Here is a 19,829-nt window from a genome sequence, read left to right on the forward strand (position 1 = left end):
TCTACTGTCCGGGCGCGCTGGGCGCGGTGGTGAGCAGGGGCTTGGGCGAGGTCTTGCCTTCGGGCGCCCCGAGCGCCGCGACGGCGAACACGAGGGCCAGCGCGGCGGCAAGCCCGATGGCGGCGGCGATGAATGCGCGCATGCCGGGGCCTCCGGAATCTGATTGGGCGTCAGGGCGGAGCCGCACCGTAGCAACGCGGGGCGGAGATGAGAACCGTCTGCGCCCCCGATCACGGGGAACCGGCGCTGACCTGCGGTGCGGACCACGGGCGCGGGGCTCGGGGCGCCGGGACCGGCACCCGCGGGCCCCGGGACCACGACGGCCCGCCGGTTCTTCGGCGGGCCGTTGGGCTGCTCGATGGGCTCCCCCCGCTACGGGGCCTTGGTCGCGCCGGTGGGCGTGGGGGACGCGGACGGCTTGCGGGTGGCCGTGGGGCTCGGGGCGGACGTGGGAGTCGGCCGCGCGCTCGCCGTCGGCGAGGGCGTCGCCGTCGCCGTGGGACTCGGAGTCGGCGTGGGGGTGGGCGTCGGGGTCGGGGTCGGAGTCGGCTTCGGATCCGGCGTCGGCGTGGGCTTCGGGGTGGGCTTCGGGGTGGGCTTCGGGTCCGGCGTCGGGGTCGGCTTCGGGTCCGGAGTCGAGGTCGGCTTCGGGGTGGGTGTGGGCACCGGCGTCGGCGTCGGGCTCGGGGACGGCTTGGAGCTCGGGGACGGCTTCGGCGCCGGCTTCGGCGCCTCCGGGGCGGAGCCGCCCGGGCTGTTCGGGACCTCGTACGCGCCCTTGAGGTAGTACGTGAACCAGGACCGCACCGTCCTCAGGTACTCCCCGGACCGGTTGTACGACAGCACAGCCCGGTCCAGGTCGGCGCCCACCCGCAGGTCCCGGCTCCCCGCGCACAGGTAGCGCCCGGCCGCGAGGGCCGCGTCGTGGACGTTGTTCGGGTTGCGCCGGCCGTCGCCGTCCGCGTCCTGGCCCCACGCCGCCCACGTGGACGGGATGAACTGCATCGGCCCGACCGCCCGGTCGTACACCGGGTCCCCGTCGTACGCCCCGCCGTCCGTGTCCCGGATGTTCGCGAAGCCGTTGCCGTCGAGTACGGGTCCCAGGATCGGCCGCAGGGTGGTTCCGGCGGCGTCCACCCGGCCGCCGCGCGCCTGCCCGGACTCGACCTTGCCGATCGCGGCGAGCAGCTGCCAGCGCAGCCCGCATCCGGGGTCGCTCCCCCCGACCGCCTTCTCCGCGCCCCGGTACGCGGCCAGCACGGTGGCCGGTATCCCCTGCGCGCCCTCCCCGGCGCCCGTGACCACCACCTCGTCGGCCGGCCGTTCCCGCTCCACCGCCGGGACCGGCCGAGTCGGCGCCACCGACGGCTGCGTCGACTGCGTCGTCGACGGGGCGGGGCTCACCGGCGGGAGTTCCGCGAGGTAGCTGCCGTCCCCGCCCGCCCCACCGGCTCCTTCGGGCGGCGCGGCCTGTGCCTGGGCCGCCGCGACGAGGTCCGCGCGGCCGGCGGCCGGGCCCTGCGAGGCGGTCACCGCGGCCACCACCAGCGCGGAGATCACGGCGGCGGACCCGCCCCTGCGCAGCCTGCGTACGTACCGAGCCGAAAGACGAGCCGAACCACGAGCCGAAACACGAGCCGCACCGCGAGCCGATATCCGAGCCGGCATGGGCCGGACCCCCTCCCTCTCGACGTCCGCGTGACCCTACGTCAACTCCCTGTGCACAGCACGCATTCGTCCGCGGATTTCACGACTTCCCCACGTCTCGCGCAGGTCACGCATACTGTCCGGACCCGTTCGAGACGCAATGGGCCGAAGTAGGGAACGCCTGAAGAAGGCCCCGGACAGCCAGGAGAGGCGCCATGCCGTTCACCCTCAGCCATGCGGCCGCCGTGCTGCCGGCGATCCGCCGGACCGGCCGCGCGCGCGGGCCGCTGGTCGCCTCGGCGCTCGTCCTCGGCTCCTTCGCGCCGGACACGTTCTACTTCCTGGACGCCGTCGTCGAGGGCGTCATGGGGTACGGCGAATTCACGCACTCCCTCACCGGCGTGGTGACGGCGGACGCCGCGCTCACCGCCGCCCTCGTGGCGTGCTGGCTGCTGCTGCGCGAGCCGCTGGTCGCGCTGCTGCCGCCCGCCTGGCGGGGCAGGGTGCACACCCTCGTGCGCGGCGAGGACTGGCGCACCCGCCGACTGCCCTCGCTGGCGCTCTGGTTCTACCTCTCGGCGGTCATCGGCTCGCTGACGCACGTCATATGGGACAGCTTCACGCACCTGGACCGGTGGGGCACCAACGCCCTGCCCGACCTCGGCCGGCCGCTCGCCTTCGGCCTGCCCCTCTACACGTTCCTCCAGTACGGCAGTTCGGCGCTGGCCGCCTGCGCCCTGGCCTGGTTCGCGGGGACGGCGCTGCGCCGGCTGCCGCGCTCGTCGGCGGCCGCGTCCGTGCCGGTGCTCGGCCGTACGGAAACCCTTGCCGCGATCGCCCTGCTGCTGGTGTGCGTGGGGGCGGGCGTGACGATGCGCGTGATCCGCTTCTTCACGTTCTTCGACCGCATCCGCACCCCGCTCGACATCGTCCCGACGGTCTGCTTCGGCGCGGGCGCCGGTCTCGCCGTGGGCCTGCTGCTCTACGGGACCCTCGTCCGCCTCCGCCACCGCCGCCGCCACGGCGATCACGGGAGCGACCGCGAGGCCGACGACACGCGAACGCCCGTCCCCACCGCATAGCGGGGACGGGCGCTGCCACTGCCGAAGCGGTACGGGGATCAGTGCGCGGCGGACTCCCAGTCGGGCCCGACGCCCACGGACACGTCCAGCGGGGCACGGAGCTCGACGGCGGCGCCCATCTCGCGGCGCACCAGCTCCTCCACCTTCTTCCGCTCGCCCGGGGCGATCTCCAGCACGATTTCGTCGTGGACCTGGAGCAGCATCCGCGACGTCAGCCCGGCCTCGGTGATCGCCTTGTCCACGCGCAGCATCGCGACCTTCACGATGTCGGCGGCGGTGCCCTGGATCGGGGCGTTCAGCGCCATCCGCTCGGCGGCCTCGCGGCGCAGCCGGTTGTCGCTGTTGAGGTCGGGCAGGTAGCGGCGGCGGCCGAGCACGGTCTCGGTGTAGCCGGTGGCTCGGGCCTCCTCCACGACGCGCTGGAGGTAGTCCCGCACGCCGCCGAAGCGCTCGAAGAACGTCTCCATCAGACCGCGCGCCTCGCCCGGGTCGATGTTCAGCTGCTGGGAGAGACCGAACGCGGACAGCCCGTACGCCAGGCCGTACGACATGGCCTTGATCTTGCGGCGCATCTCGGCGTCGACCTCGGAGCGCTCCACACCGAACACCTGGGAGGCGACGGTGGTGTGCAGGTCCTCGCCGGACAGGAACGCCTCGATCAGGCCCTCGTCCTCGGAGAGGTGGGCCATGACGCGCAGCTCGATCTGGCTGTAGTCGGCGGTCATCAGGGACTCGAAGCCCTCGCCGACGACGAAGCCGCGGCGGATCGCCCGGCCCTCGTCGGTGCGCACCGGCACGTTCTGCAGGTTGGGGTCGGTGGACGACAGCCGGCCGGTCGCGGCGACGATCTGGCTGAAGCTGGTGTGCACCCGGCCGTCGGCGCCGATCGTCTTGACCAGGCCCTCGACGGTGACGCGCAGCTTGGCCTGCTCCCGGTGCCGCAGCATGATCACCGGCAGTTCGTGGTCGGTCTGCGTGGCCAGCCAGGCCAGCGCGTCCGCGTCCGTGGTGTAACCGGTCTTCGTCTTCTTCGTCTTCGGCAGGTCCAGCTCGCCGAAGAACACCTCCTGGAGCTGCTTGGGCGAGCCGAGGTTGAACTCGTGCCCGACCGCCGCGTGCGCCTCCTTCACCGCCTGCTGCACGGCTCCGGCGAACTGCTGCTCCATGGCCTCCAGATGGTCGCGGTCGGCGGCGATGCCGGCCCGCTCCATCCGCGCGAGCAGCTCGGAGGTGGGCAGCTCCATGTCGTGGAGCAGCTCGGCCGCGCCGACCTCGGCGAGCCGGCCGTTGAAGGCCTCGCCCAGGTCCAGGACCGCGCGGGCCTGCGCCATCAGCGCCTCCGCCTCGGCCGTGTCATCGGCGCCGAACGCCAGCTGGCCGTCCTGCGCGGCGGGCTGCAGCTCACGGTGCAGGTACTCCATGGACAGCACGTCCAGCGCGAAGGAGCGGCGGCCCGGCTTGACCAGGTACGCGGCGAGCGCCGTGTCCATGGCGACACCGGCCAGCGTCCAGCCGTGCTCCGGGAAGACCCGCATCAGGCCCTTGGCGTTGTGCACCACCTTCGGCTTCGACGCGTCCGCCGCCCAGGCCGCGAAAGCCCGCTCGTCGGCCTCGTCCAGCCCCGACGGCTCGAACCAGGCGGCGGCCCCGCCGGCCGAGGCCAGCGCGATCTCGCTGACGTTGCCCTGGCCCAGCGCCCAGCTGTCCACGGTGGAGATGCCGAGCGGCGCACCCGCGTGGGCCTGGAGCCACGGCGCGAGCTCGCCCGCGCCCAGCACCGACCCGTCCAGCTCCACACCCGCCACCGGAGCGGGCGCCTCCTCCTCGGCCGCGCCCGGGTCCACGGCCAGCAGCCGCTCCCGCAGCGAGGCGTTGCGGATCTCCAGCACATCCAGCACACCGGTGACGGCCGAGCGGTCGTAGGGGGCGCGCAGCAGATCGGCTGGCGTCTTGTCCAGCTCCACGTCCTTGACCATCTCGGTCAGGACCCGGTTCAGCTTCACGGCCTCCAGGTGGTCGCGGAAGTTCTGCCCGGCCTTGCCCTTGACCTCCTCGGCGCGCTCCACCAGCTCCGCGAACGACCCGAACTGGGTGATCCACTTGGCCGCCGTCTTCTCGCCGACGCCCGGGATGCCCGGCAGGTTGTCCGACGGGTCGCCGCGCAGCGCCGCGAAGTCCGGGTACTGCTGCGGGGTGAGCCCGTACTTCTCCTCGACCTTCTGCGGCGTGAACCGGGTCAGCTCGGAGACGCCCTTGGTCGGGTACAGCACGGTGGTGTGCTCGGAGACGAGCTGGAAGGAGTCCCGGTCACCCGTGACGATCAGCACGTCGAAACCGAGCGCCTCCGCCTGCGTGGCCAGCGTCGCGATCACGTCGTCGGCCTCGAAGCCGTCGACCGCGAACCGCGGCACGCTCATCGCGTCGAGGAGCTCGCCGATCAGCTCGACCTGCCCCTTGAACTCGTCAGGGGTCTTCGAACGGTTCGCCTTGTACTCGGGGAACTCCGTCGAACGCCACGTCTTGCGGGACACGTCGAACGCCACCGCGAAGTGCGTGGGCGCCTCGTCGCGCAGCGTGTTCGCCAGCATCGACGCGAAGCCGTAGATGGCGTTCGTCGGCTGGCCGCCCGCGGTCGTGAAGTTCTCCGCGGGCAGCGCGAAGAACGCCCGGTACGCCAGGGAGTGCCCGTCCATGAGCATCAGGCGGGGGCGGTCCGCTGCGGTCGTCTGGTCGGTCTTCTTCGATGCTTTCTCTGCCACGCCCCCGATCCTAGGCGGCCCCACCGACAATTCCGGCGTCGGAGATCTCCGCAGGGCGTGACAGGATCGTCGGACGCGTACGCGAAGACGCGCGGCGGCCGCCGCTGCGATGCTCGACTGCTCGAAGGGGAGCGACATGGCCACCAAGCCGCCCGCAGGTGATCCCGTACAGGACGCGCCGCAGGTCGCGCCCCCCAAGCAGGCCGCCGCCGGCCTGCCCGCGATCGGGCACACCCTGCGGATCGCGCAGCAGCAGATGGGCGTCTCCCGCACCGCGCGCACCCTGCTCAAGGTCAACCAGAAGGACGGCTTCGACTGCCCGGGCTGCGCCTGGCCCGAAGGAGACAAGCGGCACACCGCCGAGTTCTGCGAGAACGGCGCCAAGGCCGTCGCCGAGGAGGCCACGCTGCGCCGCGTCACCCCGGAGTTCTTCGCCGAGCACCCCCTGGCCGACCTCGCCGGCCGCTCCGGCTACTGGCTCGGCCAGCAGGGCCGCATCACCCGGCCCATGTACCTCGCCGAGGGCTCCGAGCGGTACGAGGCCGTCCCCTGGGAGCGGGCCTTCGAGATCATCGCCGAGGAGCTGACCGCCCTCGACTCCCCCGACGAGGCCCTCTTCTACACCTCGGGCCGCACCAGCAACGAGGCCGCGTTCCTCTTCCAGCTCTTCGCCCGCGAGTTCGGCACCAACAACCTGCCGGACTGCTCCAACATGTGCCACGAGTCCTCGGGCTCCGCGCTGACCGAGACCATCGGCATCGGCAAGGGCAGCGTCTCCCTCGAAGACCTCCACCAGGCCGACCTGATCATCGTCGCCGGACAGAACCCGGGCACCAACCACCCGCGCATGCTCTCCGCCCTGGAGAAGGCCAAGACCGCCGGTGCGAAGATCATCTCGGTGAATCCGCTGCCCGAGGCCGGCCTGGAACGGTTCAAGAACCCCCAGACCCCCCTCGGCATGCTCAAGGGCACCGCCCTCAACGACCTCTTCCTCCAGATCCGCATCGGCGGCGACCAGGCCCTCTTCCGCCTCCTCAACAAGCTCGTCATCGCGACCGAGGGCGCCACCGACGAGGCCTTCATCCGCGAGCACACCCACGGGTACGAGGACCTCGTCGCCGCCGCCAAGGACACCGACTGGGACGAGACCCTCACCGCCACCGGCCTCACCCGCCCCGACATCGAGCGCGCGCTGGCCATGATCCTGGCCTCCAAGCGCACCATCGTCTGCTGGGCCATGGGCCTCACCCAGCACAAGCACTCCGTCGCCACCATCCGCGAGGTCGTCAACCTCCTCCTGCTGCGCGGCGACATCGGCCGCCCCGGCGCCGGCGTCTGCCCCGTCCGCGGCCACTCCAACGTCCAGGGCGACCGCACCATGGGGATCTTCGAACGCCCCGCGCCCGCCTTCCTCGACGCCCTCGACAAGGAATTCGGCATCACCTCGCCGCGCGGCCACGGCTACGACGTCGTCCGCTCCATCGAGGCCCTGCGCGACGGCAAGGCCAAGGTCCTGTTCGCCATGGGCGGCAACTTCGTCGGCGCCACCCCCGACACCCACGTCACCGAGGCCGCGATCCGCCGCGCCCGCCTGACCGTCCACGTCTCCACCAAGCTCAACCGCTCCCACGCGGTCACCGGCCGGCGCGCCCTGATCCTGCCCACCCTCGGCCGCACCGACAAGGACGTCCAGGCCTGCGGCAAGCAGTTCGTCACCGTCGAGGACTCCATGGGCATGGTCCACGCCTCCCGCGGCAACCTCGCCCCCGCCTCCCCGCACCTGCTCTCCGAGCCCGCGATCGTCGCCCGCATGGCCCGCGCCGTCCTCGGCGCCGCCTCCACCACTCCGTGGGAGGAGTTCGAGCGCGACTACGCCACCATCCGCGACCGGATCTCCCGCGTCGTCCCCGGCTTCGAGGACTTCAACGCCCGCGCCGCCCGCCCTGAGGGCTTCCGCCTCCCGCACGCCCCGCGCGACGAGCGCCGCTTCCCCACCAAGACCGGCAAGGCCAACTTCACCGGCGCGCCCGTCGAGTACCCGCGCGTCCCGGAAGGCCGGCTGCTCCTGCAGACCCTGCGCAGCCACGACCAGTACAACACCACCATCTACGGCCTCGACGACCGCTACCGCGGCATCACCGGCGGCCGCCGTGTCGTCATGGTCAACCCCGAGGACGCCGCCGAGCTCGGCCTCGCCGACGGCTCGTACACCGACCTCGTCAGCGAATGGCGCGACGGCGTCGAGCGCCGCGCGCCCGGCTTCCGCGTCGTGCACTACCCCACCGCGCGCGGCTGCGCGGCCGCCTACTACCCGGAGACCAACGTGCTGGTCCCCCTCGACTCGACCGCGGACACCAGCAACACCCCCGCGAGCAAGTCCGTCGTCGTGCGCTTCGAACCGGCCTGATAGAACGACCCCAGGACAAGATGGTTAACGAACGTTGACGAACGGAGCCGGCCCCATGGGCGAGCAGCACACTGTGAAGTTCCCGCAGGAGATCCTCGACGAGTACGCGGCCCTGGGCATCGACCTGCCCAAGCTCTTCTCCGCCGGCCACCTCGGCGAGCGCATGGACATCCGCATCCTGGAGGCCTCGCCCCAGCGCCTGGTCGCCACCATGCCCGTCGAGGGCAACACCCAGCCCTACGGACTGCTGCACGGCGGCGCCTCCGCGGTCCTCGCCGAGACCCTCGGCTCCGTCGGCGCGATGCTGCACGGCGGCATCAACAAGATCGCCGTCGGCGTCGACCTGAACTGCACCCACCACCGGGGCGCCCGCTCCGGCCTGGTCACCGGCGTCGCCACCCCGCTCCACCTGGGCCGCTCCACCGCCAGCTACGAGGTCGTCATCAGCGACGAGCAGGACCGCCGCATCTGCACCGCCCGCCTGACCTGCCTGCTGCGCGACGCCGACGGCGCCGGCGCGCCCTCCGGCGCCTGAGCCGCCGCCCCCGCACCCCGCAAGGCCCGCAGGCCCGGATCCGCCCCCGCGCGGCTCCGGGCCCGCGCCGTTCCCGAACCCGGGAACCGCCCGGAATCCGCCAGTCCGGGCAGATTCCGGCGGAGGCTGTTGTGTCACCGATGGTGACGGCCTACCGTCCCCTCATGGGGACCCCGCCGCCCGCCACACCACGTCGCGCGGTCGCCGCCCTCCTCGCGGCGCTCGCCCTGTCCGGATGCTCCACTTCCGCCCCCTCCGCGCCACCCGCGACCCCAACGCCCGCACCCGGCACTTCCTCACCGGCACAGGTCTGCACAAGTCTGGTGTCCTACTGGGCGAAGGAGACCCTCAAGGGCACCTACTGGTCCGGTCTCGACTGGGAGCAGAAGGGCCTCTCCAACCAGCAGTACGAGATCCACGAGGAAGCGGTCGCCGCGGCCCGTACCGAGGAACGAACTGCCGGACAGGACAAGGCACTTGAGCTGATCGACCGGCTCGTGGCGCAGCGCTGCGCCGAGCGGGACGGCGCCACCTGGAGCTCGGAGAACTGGCGGCCCCCGACCTGAGGGGGGTGACCGGATTCCCGTACGCGCTGTCCGCCTTCCGGGCACGTGCCCCTCGGTGCCGAACCGCAGGTCGCGGGCGCTCCGGGTGTCCGAACAAGATCCATCCGCCCGGAGTGGATCAACGCATTCCATTACGCTCCGTAATGCCCACGCCCTACGGAATCGCCCTTTTTCCCCTGCCGAATACCACCCGCTGGTCACTTTCGGACACACGCAGCGACATTCGGCCGAATTTGATCAATGACAGGACCATGAAGGCCTCAAGCCCCTTAGGGAAACGGGGAATTCTCAGCATGTGGTCACCCCCAGGCGCCATTAAAAGTCCGTTTTGTCCACACTCCCGCCACACATTCTTGGCCTTGGCATAACAAGAGCGTCACATCCTCCTTTCTCCGCTCCCCGCATTCACCACCTCGGGCCTAGAGTCACGGCCAGTCACCGCGCCGCAAAGGCGCGGATCAGCACGGCCGTGGACATCCCAGTGCGGCCCGGCGACCAATCGGCACCTCTACACATGAGGCGGCCGCGCCAGGGAAAGGAAGAATCGTGCGACACCGTTCTTTGCTCGTCCTCACCACCGTGATCACCACGGGAGCACTGACCCTCACCGCCTGCGGTTCGCGCGATGAGGCGAAGACCGGGGACAAGTCCGACGGCAAGAAGACCGTCGTCGTCATCGGCGTGGACGCCCCCCTCACCGGCTCGCTCTCCGCGCTCGGCCAGGGCATCAAGAACTCGGTCGACCTCGCGGCCAAGACGGCCAACAAGAACAACGAGGTCCCCGGCATCGAGTTCAAGGTCGAGGCCCTCGACGACCAGGCGGTCCCCGCCTCCGGCCAGGCCAACGCCACCAAGCTCGTCGGCAACAAGGACGTCCTCGGCGTCGTCGGCCCGCTGAACTCCGGCGTCGCCCAGCAGATGCAGGGAGTCTTCGCCTCCGCCAACCTGGCGCAGGTCTCCCCCGCCAACACCAACCCCGCGCTCAGCCAGGGCGACAACTGGGGCAAGGGCGAGTACAAGCGCCCCTTCAAGACCTACTTCCGCACCGCCGCCACCGACGTGGTCCAGGGCAAGTTCGCCGCCCAGTACCTCTTCAAGGACGCCGGCAAGAAGAAGGTCTTCGTCGTCGACGACAAGCAGACCTACGGCGCCGGCCTCGCCGCGATCTTCTCCGACGAGTTCAAGAAGCTCGGCGGCGAGGTCGTCGGCACCGACCACGTCACCGTGAAGGAGACCGACTTCTCCTCCACCGCCGACAAGGTCAAGTCCTCCGGCGCCGACTCCGTCTACTTCGGCGGCCAGTACCCCGAGGGCGGCCTGCTCGCCGACCAGATCAAGAAGACCGGCGCCAACATCCCGCTCATGGGCGGCGACGGCATCCAGGACCCCGCCTTCATCACCGCCTCCGGCGAGGCCAACGAGGGCGACCTCTCCACCTCCATCGGCTACCCGGTCGAGAAGCTCCCCACCGCCAAGACCTTCATCGCCGACTACGCGGCCGGCGGCTACAAGGACCCCTACGCGGCTTACGGCGGCTACTCCTACGACGCCGGCTGGGCCGTCGTCCAGGCCGTCAAGAACGTCGTCGCCGCCAACGGTGGCAAGCTCCCCACCGACGCCCGCGCCAAGGTCGTCGAGGCCCTCGCCAAGGTGTCCTTCGAGGGCGTGACCGGCAAGGTCGCCTTCGACGAGTTCGGCGACACCACCAACAAGCAGCTCACGGTCTACAAGGTCGAGGGCGGCAAGTGGATCGACGTCAAGAGCGACACGTTCAACCAGTAATCCCGTAGAACCCAGCACCACCAGCCCCACCTGAACCACACCACCGCGCGAGGGCGCAAACAGCGCCCTCGCGCGGAGTCTTATCCGACACGCTCATCGGAGGCCCTGCGGTGCACGAACTGCCGCAACAGCTGGCCAACGGCCTTGCCCTCGGTGCCCTTTATGGCCTCATCGCCATCGGGTACACCATGGTCTACGGCATCGTCCAGCTCATCAACTTCGCCCACGGCGAGATCTTCATGATCGGCGGCTTCGGCGCGCTCACCGCCTACACCGCCCTCCCGACCGGCACCTCCCTGCTGATCGCGATACCCGTCATGATCGTCGGAGGCGCACTGACCTCCGTCGCCGTAGCCGCCGCAGCCGAACGCTTCGCGTACCGTCCCCTGCGCAGCGCCCCCCGGCTCGCCCCCCTCATCACCGCAATCGGCCTCTCGATCGCGCTCCAGCAGCTCGTCTGGCAGTTCTACCCGGACGCCAAGAAGGCCGTCAGCTTCCCCGAGTTCAAGGGCGAAGCCTTCAAGATCACCGACAGCCTCGCCATCCAGCGCGCGGACGCGTTCGTCCTCATCCTCGCCCCGCTCTGCATGCTCGCCCTCGGCGTCTTCGTCCAGAAGAGCCGCAGCGGCCGCGCCATGCAGGCCACCGCGCAGGACCCCGACACCGCGAAGCTGATGGGCATCAACACCGACCGCATCATCGTCATGGCCTTCGCCATCGGTGCCGCGTTCGCAGCCGTCGCCGCCGTCGCCTACGGCCTCGACAAGGGCCAGATCAACTTCGAAATGGGCTTCATCCTCGGCCTCAAGGCGTTCACCGCGGCCGTCCTCGGCGGCATCGGCAACATCTACGGAGCCATGGTCGGCGGCGTCGTCCTCGGCCTCGCCGAAGCCCTGTCGATCGCCTACATCGAAGACATCCCCGGCATGTCGCAGCTCGGCGGTGGAGCCTGGTCCAACGTCTGGGCGTTCGTACTCCTCATCGTCGTCCTCCTCGTGCGGCCACAAGGCCTGCTCGGTGAGCGCGTCGCGGATCGGGCGTGAGAACCATGACCAACGAAGCAACCCTCCCGCTCGAGGCCGAGGCCACCGGCGCCGTCTCCCGCACCGCACTCCTCTACGCGGTCATCGGCGGAAGCCTGCTGACCATCATCAGCGCCTTCCTCGCCTGGACCTGGACCGACGAGTTCCCCGGTGACCTCACCTACTACGGCAGCCCGGCCCCCATCCAGTTCCTGAGCCTCGCCGGCGCCCTCCTCACCGCCGCCTTCGCGCTCTCCGCGCTCGGCGTCAAGGGCCTGCGCTGGCTCACCCCCACCGGCGCCCGCAAGCCCGTGTGGATCCTCTCGCTCGGCACCCTCGCCGGCACCTGGTTCACCGTCCTCGCCATCGTGTGGGTCCTCGGCGGCGTCGTCCACCTGGAGCCCGGCGCCTACGTCGCCCTCGTCGGCTCGCTCGTCCCGGCCCTCGCCGCGCACAAGCTCACCGACGACAGCCACAAGGCCGCCCCCGCGAAGAAGCTGCCCAACTGGGCCGAGATCGTCATCATCGCGGCCGCCTTCGCCGTCGGCCTCTTCGTGATCACCTTCGGCATCGACACCGACGACAAGGAGCCCCAGCTCTTCGTCACGTACCTGATCATCGTCGGGTTCGCGGCCGTCGCCCTGCTCAAGTCCGGCCTCCTCGACCGGTTCAGCACCATCACCGCGAACAACCGCCAGGTCACCCTCGTCGGAACCGCGGCCGCCGCGATCGCCTTCCCCTTCATCCAGCAGAGCGGCGACACCTACACGCTCATCGCGGTCAACATCCTGATCTTCGCGACCGTCGCCCTCGGCCTCAACGTCGTCGTCGGCCTCGCCGGTCTCCTCGACCTCGGATACGTCGCCTTCCTCGGCGTCGGCGCCTACGCCGCCGCCCTGGTCTCCGGAAGCACCGCCTCCGCCTTCGGCTTCCAGCTCCCCTTCTGGGCAGCGGTCATCGTCGGCGCCCTCGCCTCGCTCATCTTCGGCGTGGTCATCGGAGCACCCACGCTCCGCCTGCGCGGCGACTACCTCGCCATCGTCACCCTCGGCTTCGGAGAAATCTTCCGCATCGCCATGGGCAACCTCGACGGCACCTCCGGCCCCGACATCACCAACGGCCCCAACGGCATCCCCAACATCCCCCACCTCGAACTCTTCGGGTGGAACTTCGGGGAATCCCACGTCGTCGGCGGCATCACCCTCGGCGCCTACGCCAACTACTACTTCCTGATGCTGCTCGTGATGGCACTCGTCATCCTGGTCTTCGCCCGAGCCGGCAACAGCCGCATCGGCCGCGCCTGGGTCGCCATCCGCGAAGACGAGACCGCCGCCGAAGCCATGGGCATCAACGGCTTCAAGGTCAAGCTCATCGCCTTCGCCCTCGGCGCCACCCTCGCCGGCCTCGCCGGCACCGTCCAGGCACACGTCAACAGCACGGTCGTCCCCGAGAACTACGTCTTCGCCGGGCCCGTCCCGCCGAACTCCGCGTTCCTCCTCGCCGCCGTCATCCTCGGCGGCATGGGCACCATCCGCGGCCCCATCCTCGGCGCCGCACTGCTCTTCCTGATCCCCGCGAAGCTGGCCTTCCTCCAGGACTACCAGCTCCTCGCGTTCGGCATCGCCCTCATCCTGCTCATGCGCTTCCGCCCCGAAGGCCTCATCGCCAACAAGCGCGCGCAGCTCGAGTACCACGACGACACCGCTGACCAGGCCCCCACGGACCTGGCCACCGCCAAGGCGGGGGCGTGAACACCATGACCACCACAGACACCACCACGACGACCACCGTCCTCGAAGCCAGCGGCGTCACCATGCGCTTCGGCGGCCTCACCGCCGTCAAGAGCGTCGACCTCAAGGTCAACGCGGGCGAGATCGTCGGACTCATCGGCCCCAACGGCGCCGGCAAGACCACCTTCTTCAACTGCCTCACCGGGCTGTACGTCCCCACCGAGGGAACCGTCAGCTACAAGGGCACGGTCCTGCCGCCCAAGCCCCACCTGGTCACCAACGCCGGCATCGCCCGCACCTTCCAGAACATCCGGCTCTTCCACAACATGACCGTGCTGGAAAACGTCCTCGTCGGACGCCACACCCGCACCAAGGAAGGCCTCTGGTCCGCCCTCCTGCGCGGCCCCGGCTTCAAGAAGGCCGAAGCCGCCAGCGAAGCACGGGCCATGGAACTCCTGGAGTTCATCGGCCTCCAGCACAAGGCCGGGCACCTCGCCAAGAACCTCCCCTACGGCGAACAGCGCAAGCTCGAAATCGCCCGCGCCCTCGCCAGCGACCCCGGACTCATCCTCCTCGACGAGCCCACCGCCGGCATGAACCCGCAGGAAACCCGCGCCGCCGAAGAACTCATCTTCGCGATCCGGGACATGGGCATCGCCGTCCTCGTCATCGAGCACGACATGCGCTTCATCTTCAACCTGTGCGACCGCGTCGCCTGCCTCGTCCAGGGCGAGAAGCTCATCGAAGGCACCGCCTCCGAAGTCCAGGGCGACGAGCGCGTCATCGCCGCCTACCTCGGCGAACCCTTCGAGGGCGACCCGGGCGCGACCGAAGACGCCGCGGTCGAAGCGGCCGAGGAGAACGCCGCCGCGGCCGCCGAGGCGGAAACCGCCCCGGAACCGGAGCCGGAGCCGGAGACCGCCGCCGAGGCGGAGCCGGAGCCCGAGGCCGCCGAAGCCGACACGGCCGACGAAGCCCCGGCCGAGGAAGCCGCCCCGGCCGCGGCGGAGCCGGAAGAAAGCACCACCGGCACCACCAGCACGACCAGCACCACCAGCACGGAAGGAGAGGCCAAATGACCGCACTGCTCAAGGTCGAAGACCTCAAGGTCGCCTACGGCAAGATCGAAGCCGTCAAGGGAATCTCCTTCGAAGTCAACGAAGGCGAAATCGTCTGCCTCGTCGGCACCAACGGCGCCGGCAAGACCACCACCCTGCGGACCCTCTCCGGACTCCTCAAGCCCGTCAGCGGCACCGTCACCTTCGACGGCATGCCCCTCGGACAGGTCCCCGCCCACAAGATCGTCTCCCTGGGCCTCGCCCACTCCCCCGAGGGACGCCACATCTTCCCCCGGCTGACGATCGCCGAAAACCTCCAGCTCGGCGCCTTCCTGCGCACCGACAAGGACGGCATCGAGCAGGACGTCCAGCGCGCCTACGAGATGTTCCCCATCCTGGGCGAACGCCGCAAGCAGGCCGCCGGCACCCTCTCGGGCGGCGAACAGCAGATGCTCGCCATGGGCCGGGCCCTCATGTCCCGCCCCAAGCTGCTCATGCTGGACGAGCCCTCCATGGGCCTCTCCCCCCTCATGATGCACAAGATCATGGCGACCATCGCCGAACTCAAGTCCACGGGCACCACCATCCTGCTCGTCGAGCAGAACGCCCAGGCGGCGCTCTCCCTCGCCGACCAGGCCCACGTGATGGAGATCGGCAAGATCGTCCTCTCCGGCACCGGCCAGGAGCTCCTCCACAACGAGGACGTCCGCAAGGCCTACCTCGGCGAAGACTGACCCGTACGACACGTGAGGCCCGCCACCGGAACCCGGTGGCGGGCCTCACGCGCGTTTCAGGGGCCTGCTCAGCCCTTCGCCGCGTTCTTCTTCTCCTCGGCGTCCTCGATGACCGCCTCGGCGACCTGCTGCATCGACATGCGCCGGTCCATCGACGTCTTCTGGATCCAGCGGAACGCCGCCGGCTCCGTCAGCCCGTACTGGGTCTGCAGAATGCTCTTCGCCCGGTCCACCAGCTTGCGGGTCTCCAGCCGCAGCGAAAGGTCCGCGACCTCCTTCTCCAGCGCCTTCAGCTCCGCGAACCGCGACACCGCCATCTCGATGGCCGGCACGACGTCGCTCTTGCTGAACGGCTTCACCAGGTACGCCATGGCCCCGGCGTCCCGCGCCCGCTCGACCAGGTCGCGCTGCGAGAACGCGGTCAGCATCAGAACGGGGGCGATGGACTCCTCCGCGATCTTCTCAGCGGCGGAGATCCCGTCCAGGACGGGCATCTTCACGTCCAGGATCACCAGGTCCGGGCGGTGCTCCCGGGCCAGCTCGACGGCCGTCTGCCCGTCTCCGGCCTCGCCGACGACGGAGTAGCCCTCCTCTTCGAGCATCTCCTTGAGATCAAGACGGATGAGCGCCTCGTCCTCGGCGATGACGACGCGGGTCGTCAGCGGCGGAACGTGCGACTGGTCGGCGTCGGGCGTGGGCGTCGACTCGTGCTCGGCGGTCACGGATGGCTCCTCGTTGCGGGGCATTACAGCTCCCCTGAGCCTACCTAGCTCCTGTAAGGTAGTGTCCCGCAGGGCTCCCCTGAGCCTTTGTTTCTTAGGCCCCAGTACTCCAACTGGTCAGAGAGGCCGCTCTCAAACAGCGGACAGTGTGGGTTCGAATCCCACCTGGGGCACTTTGCTTCGATTCCATGGTCACGCGACAACCGCGTGGCCATCACTCTTTTCAGCGAAGCTCCCCGAAATGCGCCACGTGAGCGAATTTCACGCGGCAGCGTCGATCGCATGTACGACTTGGCCACTCGCGCCCACGCCCTGGACTTGCTCGCCGAGGGGCGCAGCATGAACTCCGTCAGCAAGGAGACCGGGATATCCCGCTCTGCCATCCGAGCGTGGCGATCCCGGCTCCAGCCCCTCCCCCGCCTGCTCAATCAAGCCGAACCATGCGCGGCACCCGCCGACGGAGCCTCGTACGCGTACCTCCTGGGCCTCTACCTCGGCGACGGCTGCATCAGCCCACACCCCCGGGGTGGGCATCACCTCCGGATCGCCTGCGCGGACGCCTGGCCCGGCCTCATCGAGCAGTGCCGCGCCGCGATCACCGCCGTCCGGCCTCACGACAAGGTCTACCTGCTGCAGAAGCAGGGCTGCGTCGCCGTCACCAGCTACGGGCGGCACTGGACCTGCCTGTTCCCGCAGCACGGGCCGGGCAGAAAGCACGAGCGGCGGATCGTTCTCGAAAGCTGGCAGCAGGAGATCGTGGACGCGCACCCCTGGGAGTTCGTCCGGGGGCTGATCCACTCCGACGGGTGTCGGATCACCAACTGGACCGTCCGCAACGGCAAGCGCTACGAGTACCCGCGGTACTTCTTCACCAACAAGTCCGACGACATCCGGAAGCTGTGTACGGACACGCTCACCAAGGTCGGCGTCGAGTGGACCGTGCTCGCGCGCGGCAGTGACCCCTTCAACGTGTCCATCGCCCGCAAGGCGTCGGTCGCGTTGATGGACGTGCACATCGGGCCGAAGTACTAGCGCGTAGCCTGCCCGGATGAGCAGCGAGAGCGGCGGTGTCCTGGTCCGGCGTCGTACGGGGGCCGACCTCGGGGGGTGTGTCGAGGTGCTGGGCGAGGTCCATCGGCGGGACGGGTATCCGGTGAACTGGCCGGAGCAGCCGGACGGCTGGCTTGCGACGCCGGGGTTGTTGGCGGCGTGGGTGGCCGAGGTGGACGGGCGGGTCGTCGGGCATGTGGGGCTGTCCCGGGCGGAGTCTGGTGATGCGGCTCCGGTGCTGTGGGGTGGCGGTCCGGCGGTGGCGGTGGTGAGCCGTCTGTTCGTGGGGCCGGGTGCGCGGGGCCGTGGGGTCGGGGCGCTGCTGATGGCGCGGGCGGTGCGGGAGGCGGTGGGGCGGGGTCTGCATCCGGTGCTGGATGTGGTGGCCTCGGACGCTGCGGCTGTGGCGCTGTACGAGCGTCTGGGCTGGGTGCTGTTGGGCACGGTGGAGCAGCGGTGGGGTGTGGAGCAGACGGTGTTGGTGCGGTGTTATGCGGCGCCGGTCGTTGCGGGTGTGTGATCGGCGGGTGTGTGATCGGCGGGTGCGGTCTGGCCTGTGTCCGGTTGGCCGTGTGGGTAGGAGGCGGTCGGGGTGGTGTGCCTGGGGCGCCCGGGGTGGGTGTCAGGGGAGTTCGCTGTTGCCGCCGAGGTTGGCGGTGAGGCGGCGGAGGGTGTTGATGGTGGCGGCGTAGGTGGTGTCGTCGATGCCTTCGCGCATGCGGGTGTGGACTTTGGCGTTGCGGGTGTGGGCGCGTTGGCGGCCGGCTTCGCCTGCTTCGGTGAGGGTGAGGGCGCCGTTGGTTTCGGTGAGCCAGCCGCGGGTGGTGAGGTCGTCGTAGACGGCGTTGAAGTCGGTGTTCTGGTCGTCGTAGGGGGCGAGTTTTTCGGTGAGGGTGGTGCGTTGCCATGTGTCGGGGGATGCGGCGATGTGGTTGAGGATCCACCAGTGGGGTTGGGTGAGGTTTTCTTCGGCGAGGGCGGTGCGGAGGGCGCCGATGACGAGGTTGGCGGTTTCGCGGGTCCAGTAGCCGATGGGCTGGGCGGCGATGCGGTCTTGGGGGTGGTGGGTGATCGTCATGGCTGTGACGGTAGGACCTCCAGTGGGGTTGAGGTCAAGGGTGGTGGCGGGGGTGGCGGTGGCCGCGTCGGGCGGGGGGTGGTGCCCGACGCGGTGGGGTGGTGCCTGTGGGCGTTCAGCGGACGGGGTCGCCGATGTGGTGGACGCGGACGAGGTTGGTGGAGCCGGTGACGCCGGGGGGTGAGCCGGCGGTGATGACGACGGTGTCGCCGGGGACGCAGCGGCCGATGCGCAGGAGTTCTTCTTCGACTTGGGCGACCATGGCGTCGGTGGAGTCGACGTGGGGTCCGAGGAAGGTTTCGACGCCCCAGGTGAGGTTGAGTTGGGAGCGGGTGGCGGGGTCGGGGGTGAAGGCGAGGAGGGGGATGGGTGAGCGGTAGCGGGAGAGTCGGCGGACGGTGTCTCCGCTCTGGGTGAAGGCGATGAGGTATTTGGCGTCGAGGAAGTCGCCCATTTCGGCGGCGGCTCGGGCGACGGCTCCGCCTTGGGTGCGGGGTTTGTTGCGGTCGGTGAGTGGGGGGAGGCCCTTGGCGAGGATGTCTTCTTCGGCGGCTTCGACGATGCGGGACATGGTTTTGACGGTTTCGACGGGGTATTTGCCGACGCTGGTTTCGCCGGAGAGCATGACGGCGTCGGTGCCGTCGATGATGGCGTTGGCGACGTCGGATGCTTCGGCTCGGGTGGGGCGGGAGTTTTCGATCATCGAGTCGAGCATCTGGGTGGCGACGATGACGGGTTTGGCGTTGCGCTTGGCGAGTTTGACGGCTCGCTTTTGGACGATGGGGACTTGTTCGAGGGGCATTTCGACGCCGAGGTCGCCGCGGGCGACCATGATGCCGTCGAATGCGGCGACGATTTCGTCGATGTTTTCGACGGCTTGGGGTTTTTCGATTTTGGCGATGACGGGGAGGCGTCGGCCTTCTTCGTCCATGATGCGGTGGACGTCTTCGATGTCGCGGCCGCTGCGGACGAAGGAGAGGGCGATGACGTCGGCGCCGGTGCGCAGGGCCCAGCGGAGGTCTTCGATGTCCTTGTCGGAGAGGGCGGGGACGGAGACGGCGACTCCGGGGAGGTTGAGTCCCTTGTGGTCGGAGACCATGCCGCCTTCGATGACGGTGGTGCGGACGTGGGGGCCTTCTACGGCGGTGACTTGGAGGGTGACGCGGCCGTCGTCGACGAGGATGCGTTCGCCGGTGGTGACGTCGGTGGCGAGGCCTTTGTAGGTGGTGCCGCAGGTGTGGCGGTCGCCTTCGTGGTGTTCGGTGGTGATGGTGAACTCGTCGCCGCGTTCAAGGAGTACGGGCCCTTCGCGGAAGCGGCCGAGTCGGATCTTCGGGCCTTGAAGGTCGGCGAGGATGCCGACGCTGTGGCCGGTTTCGTCGGATGCCTTGCGTACGCGCTGGTAGCGCTCCTCGTGTTCGGCGTAGGTGCCGTGGCTGAGGTTGAGGCGGGCGATGTCCATTCCGGCTTCGACCAGGGCTTTGATCTGGTCGTATGAGTCGGTGGCGGGGCCCAGGGTACATACGATTTTCGCTCGGCGCATGGGGCGAGGGTATGCCCCTACCAGGCAGTAGGAAATTGGTTCCGGGTGTCCACTCAACAACCTTTGAGCAAAAGGTTGTTGACAATTGTTGAATGTGCGCGGGGGTGCTCTGAT

Annotated in this window: 17 protein-coding genes and 1 tRNA gene; 12 read left to right on the plus strand and 6 right to left on the minus strand. The window is 69.7% G+C overall.

Translation table 11 applies throughout. The features are described from left to right. Position 1 precedes the first annotated feature (1 nt). Positions 2-142 (minus strand): SPW_0924 family protein, encoded by a 141-nt coding sequence (locus tag OG982_RS06400; RefSeq protein ID WP_266788988.1) that lies wholly within the window; start codon positions 140-142, stop codon positions 2-4. Positions 143-372: 230 nt separating this feature from the next. Next, positions 373-1,560: a lytic transglycosylase domain-containing protein gene (locus OG982_RS06405; protein WP_266788986.1), complete on the minus strand. Its 1,188-nt coding sequence runs from the start codon at positions 1,558-1,560 to the stop codon at positions 373-375. A 302-nt stretch (positions 1,561-1,862) separates the two neighbouring features. Between OG982_RS06405 and OG982_RS06410 the strand changes: the two genes are divergently transcribed. Then, positions 1,863-2,729, plus strand: a complete 867-nt coding sequence (locus tag OG982_RS06410) for a DUF4184 family protein (protein ID WP_266788985.1) — start codon at positions 1,863-1,865, stop codon at positions 2,727-2,729. 38 nt (positions 2,730-2,767) lie between these two features. On the opposite strand, the gene polA is transcribed toward OG982_RS06410, so the two are convergent. After that, positions 2,768-5,488, minus strand: coding sequence for a DNA polymerase I (gene polA, locus OG982_RS06415; RefSeq protein WP_266948091.1), 2,721 nt, complete (start codon positions 5,486-5,488; stop codon positions 2,768-2,770). A 136-nt stretch (positions 5,489-5,624) separates the two neighbouring features. Between polA and OG982_RS06420 the strand changes: the two genes are divergently transcribed. The 8 genes from OG982_RS06420 to OG982_RS06455 all read left to right on the plus strand — a co-directional run bounded on the left by OG982_RS06420 (position 5,625) and on the right by OG982_RS06455 (position 15,322). Further along, a complete protein-coding gene (locus OG982_RS06420; protein ID WP_266788981.1) occupies positions 5,625-7,895 on the plus strand; it encodes an FdhF/YdeP family oxidoreductase in 2,271 nt (756 codons plus the stop codon). Between the two features lie 55 nt (positions 7,896-7,950). Then, positions 7,951-8,430, plus strand: a complete 480-nt coding sequence (locus OG982_RS06425; RefSeq protein ID WP_266788979.1) for a PaaI family thioesterase — start codon at positions 7,951-7,953, stop codon at positions 8,428-8,430. A 323-nt stretch (positions 8,431-8,753) separates the two neighbouring features. Further along, positions 8,754-8,996 (plus strand): hypothetical protein, encoded by a 243-nt coding sequence (locus OG982_RS06430; RefSeq protein ID WP_266948092.1) that lies wholly within the window; start codon positions 8,754-8,756, stop codon positions 8,994-8,996. A 546-nt stretch (positions 8,997-9,542) separates the two neighbouring features. Beyond that, positions 9,543-10,778 (plus strand): branched-chain amino acid ABC transporter substrate-binding protein, encoded by a 1,236-nt coding sequence (locus OG982_RS06435; RefSeq protein ID WP_266788975.1) that lies wholly within the window; start codon positions 9,543-9,545, stop codon positions 10,776-10,778. Positions 10,779-10,888: 110 nt separating this feature from the next. Next, entirely contained in the window at positions 10,889-11,821 is a 933-nt protein-coding gene (locus OG982_RS06440; RefSeq protein WP_266788973.1) for a branched-chain amino acid ABC transporter permease, read from the plus strand. Positions 11,822-11,826: 5 nt separating this feature from the next. After that, a complete protein-coding gene (locus OG982_RS06445) occupies positions 11,827-13,551 on the plus strand; it encodes a branched-chain amino acid ABC transporter permease (RefSeq protein ID WP_266788971.1) in 1,725 nt (574 codons plus the stop codon). A 5-nt stretch (positions 13,552-13,556) separates the two neighbouring features. Further along, entirely contained in the window at positions 13,557-14,609 is a 1,053-nt protein-coding gene (locus OG982_RS06450) for an ABC transporter ATP-binding protein (RefSeq protein ID WP_266948094.1), read from the plus strand. Next, positions 14,606-15,322: an ABC transporter ATP-binding protein gene (locus OG982_RS06455; protein WP_266788969.1), complete on the plus strand. Its 717-nt coding sequence runs from the start codon at positions 14,606-14,608 to the stop codon at positions 15,320-15,322. Before OG982_RS06450 ends, OG982_RS06455 begins: the two co-directional genes overlap by 4 nt. 68 nt (positions 15,323-15,390) lie before the next feature. Here the strand turns inward: OG982_RS06455 and OG982_RS06460 are convergent, their stop codons facing one another. Then, positions 15,391-16,044 (minus strand): ANTAR domain-containing response regulator, encoded by a 654-nt coding sequence (locus OG982_RS06460; RefSeq protein ID WP_266948096.1) that lies wholly within the window; start codon positions 16,042-16,044, stop codon positions 15,391-15,393. A 98-nt stretch (positions 16,045-16,142) separates the two neighbouring features. On the opposite strand from OG982_RS06460, the gene OG982_RS06465 reads away from it, so the two are divergent. The 3 genes from OG982_RS06465 to OG982_RS06475 all read left to right on the plus strand — a co-directional run bounded on the left by OG982_RS06465 (position 16,143) and on the right by OG982_RS06475 (position 17,614). After that, positions 16,143-16,217: transfer RNA gene (locus tag OG982_RS06465), tRNA-Leu, on the plus strand. A 109-nt stretch (positions 16,218-16,326) separates the two neighbouring features. Further along, positions 16,327-17,076 carry a helix-turn-helix domain-containing protein gene (locus OG982_RS06470; protein WP_266948098.1) on the plus strand — a complete coding sequence of 250 codons (750 nt, stop codon included), beginning with the start codon at positions 16,327-16,329 and terminating at the stop codon, positions 17,074-17,076. A 16-nt stretch (positions 17,077-17,092) separates the two neighbouring features. Further along, entirely contained in the window at positions 17,093-17,614 is a 522-nt protein-coding gene (locus OG982_RS06475) for a GNAT family N-acetyltransferase (protein WP_266948100.1), read from the plus strand. A gap of 102 nt (positions 17,615-17,716) precedes the next feature. Here the strand turns inward: OG982_RS06475 and OG982_RS06480 are convergent, their stop codons facing one another. Next, positions 17,717-18,172: a MarR family transcriptional regulator gene (locus OG982_RS06480; RefSeq protein WP_266948102.1), complete on the minus strand. Its 456-nt coding sequence runs from the start codon at positions 18,170-18,172 to the stop codon at positions 17,717-17,719. A gap of 115 nt (positions 18,173-18,287) precedes the next feature. Further along, positions 18,288-19,715, minus strand: a complete 1,428-nt coding sequence (pyk, locus tag OG982_RS06485) for a pyruvate kinase (protein ID WP_266788961.1) — start codon at positions 19,713-19,715, stop codon at positions 18,288-18,290. Positions 19,716-19,829: the final 114 nt, after the last annotated feature.

This window comes from Streptomyces sp. NBC_01551, from assembly GCF_026339935.1.
GTDB lineage: Bacteria > Actinomycetota > Actinomycetes > Streptomycetales > Streptomycetaceae > Streptomyces.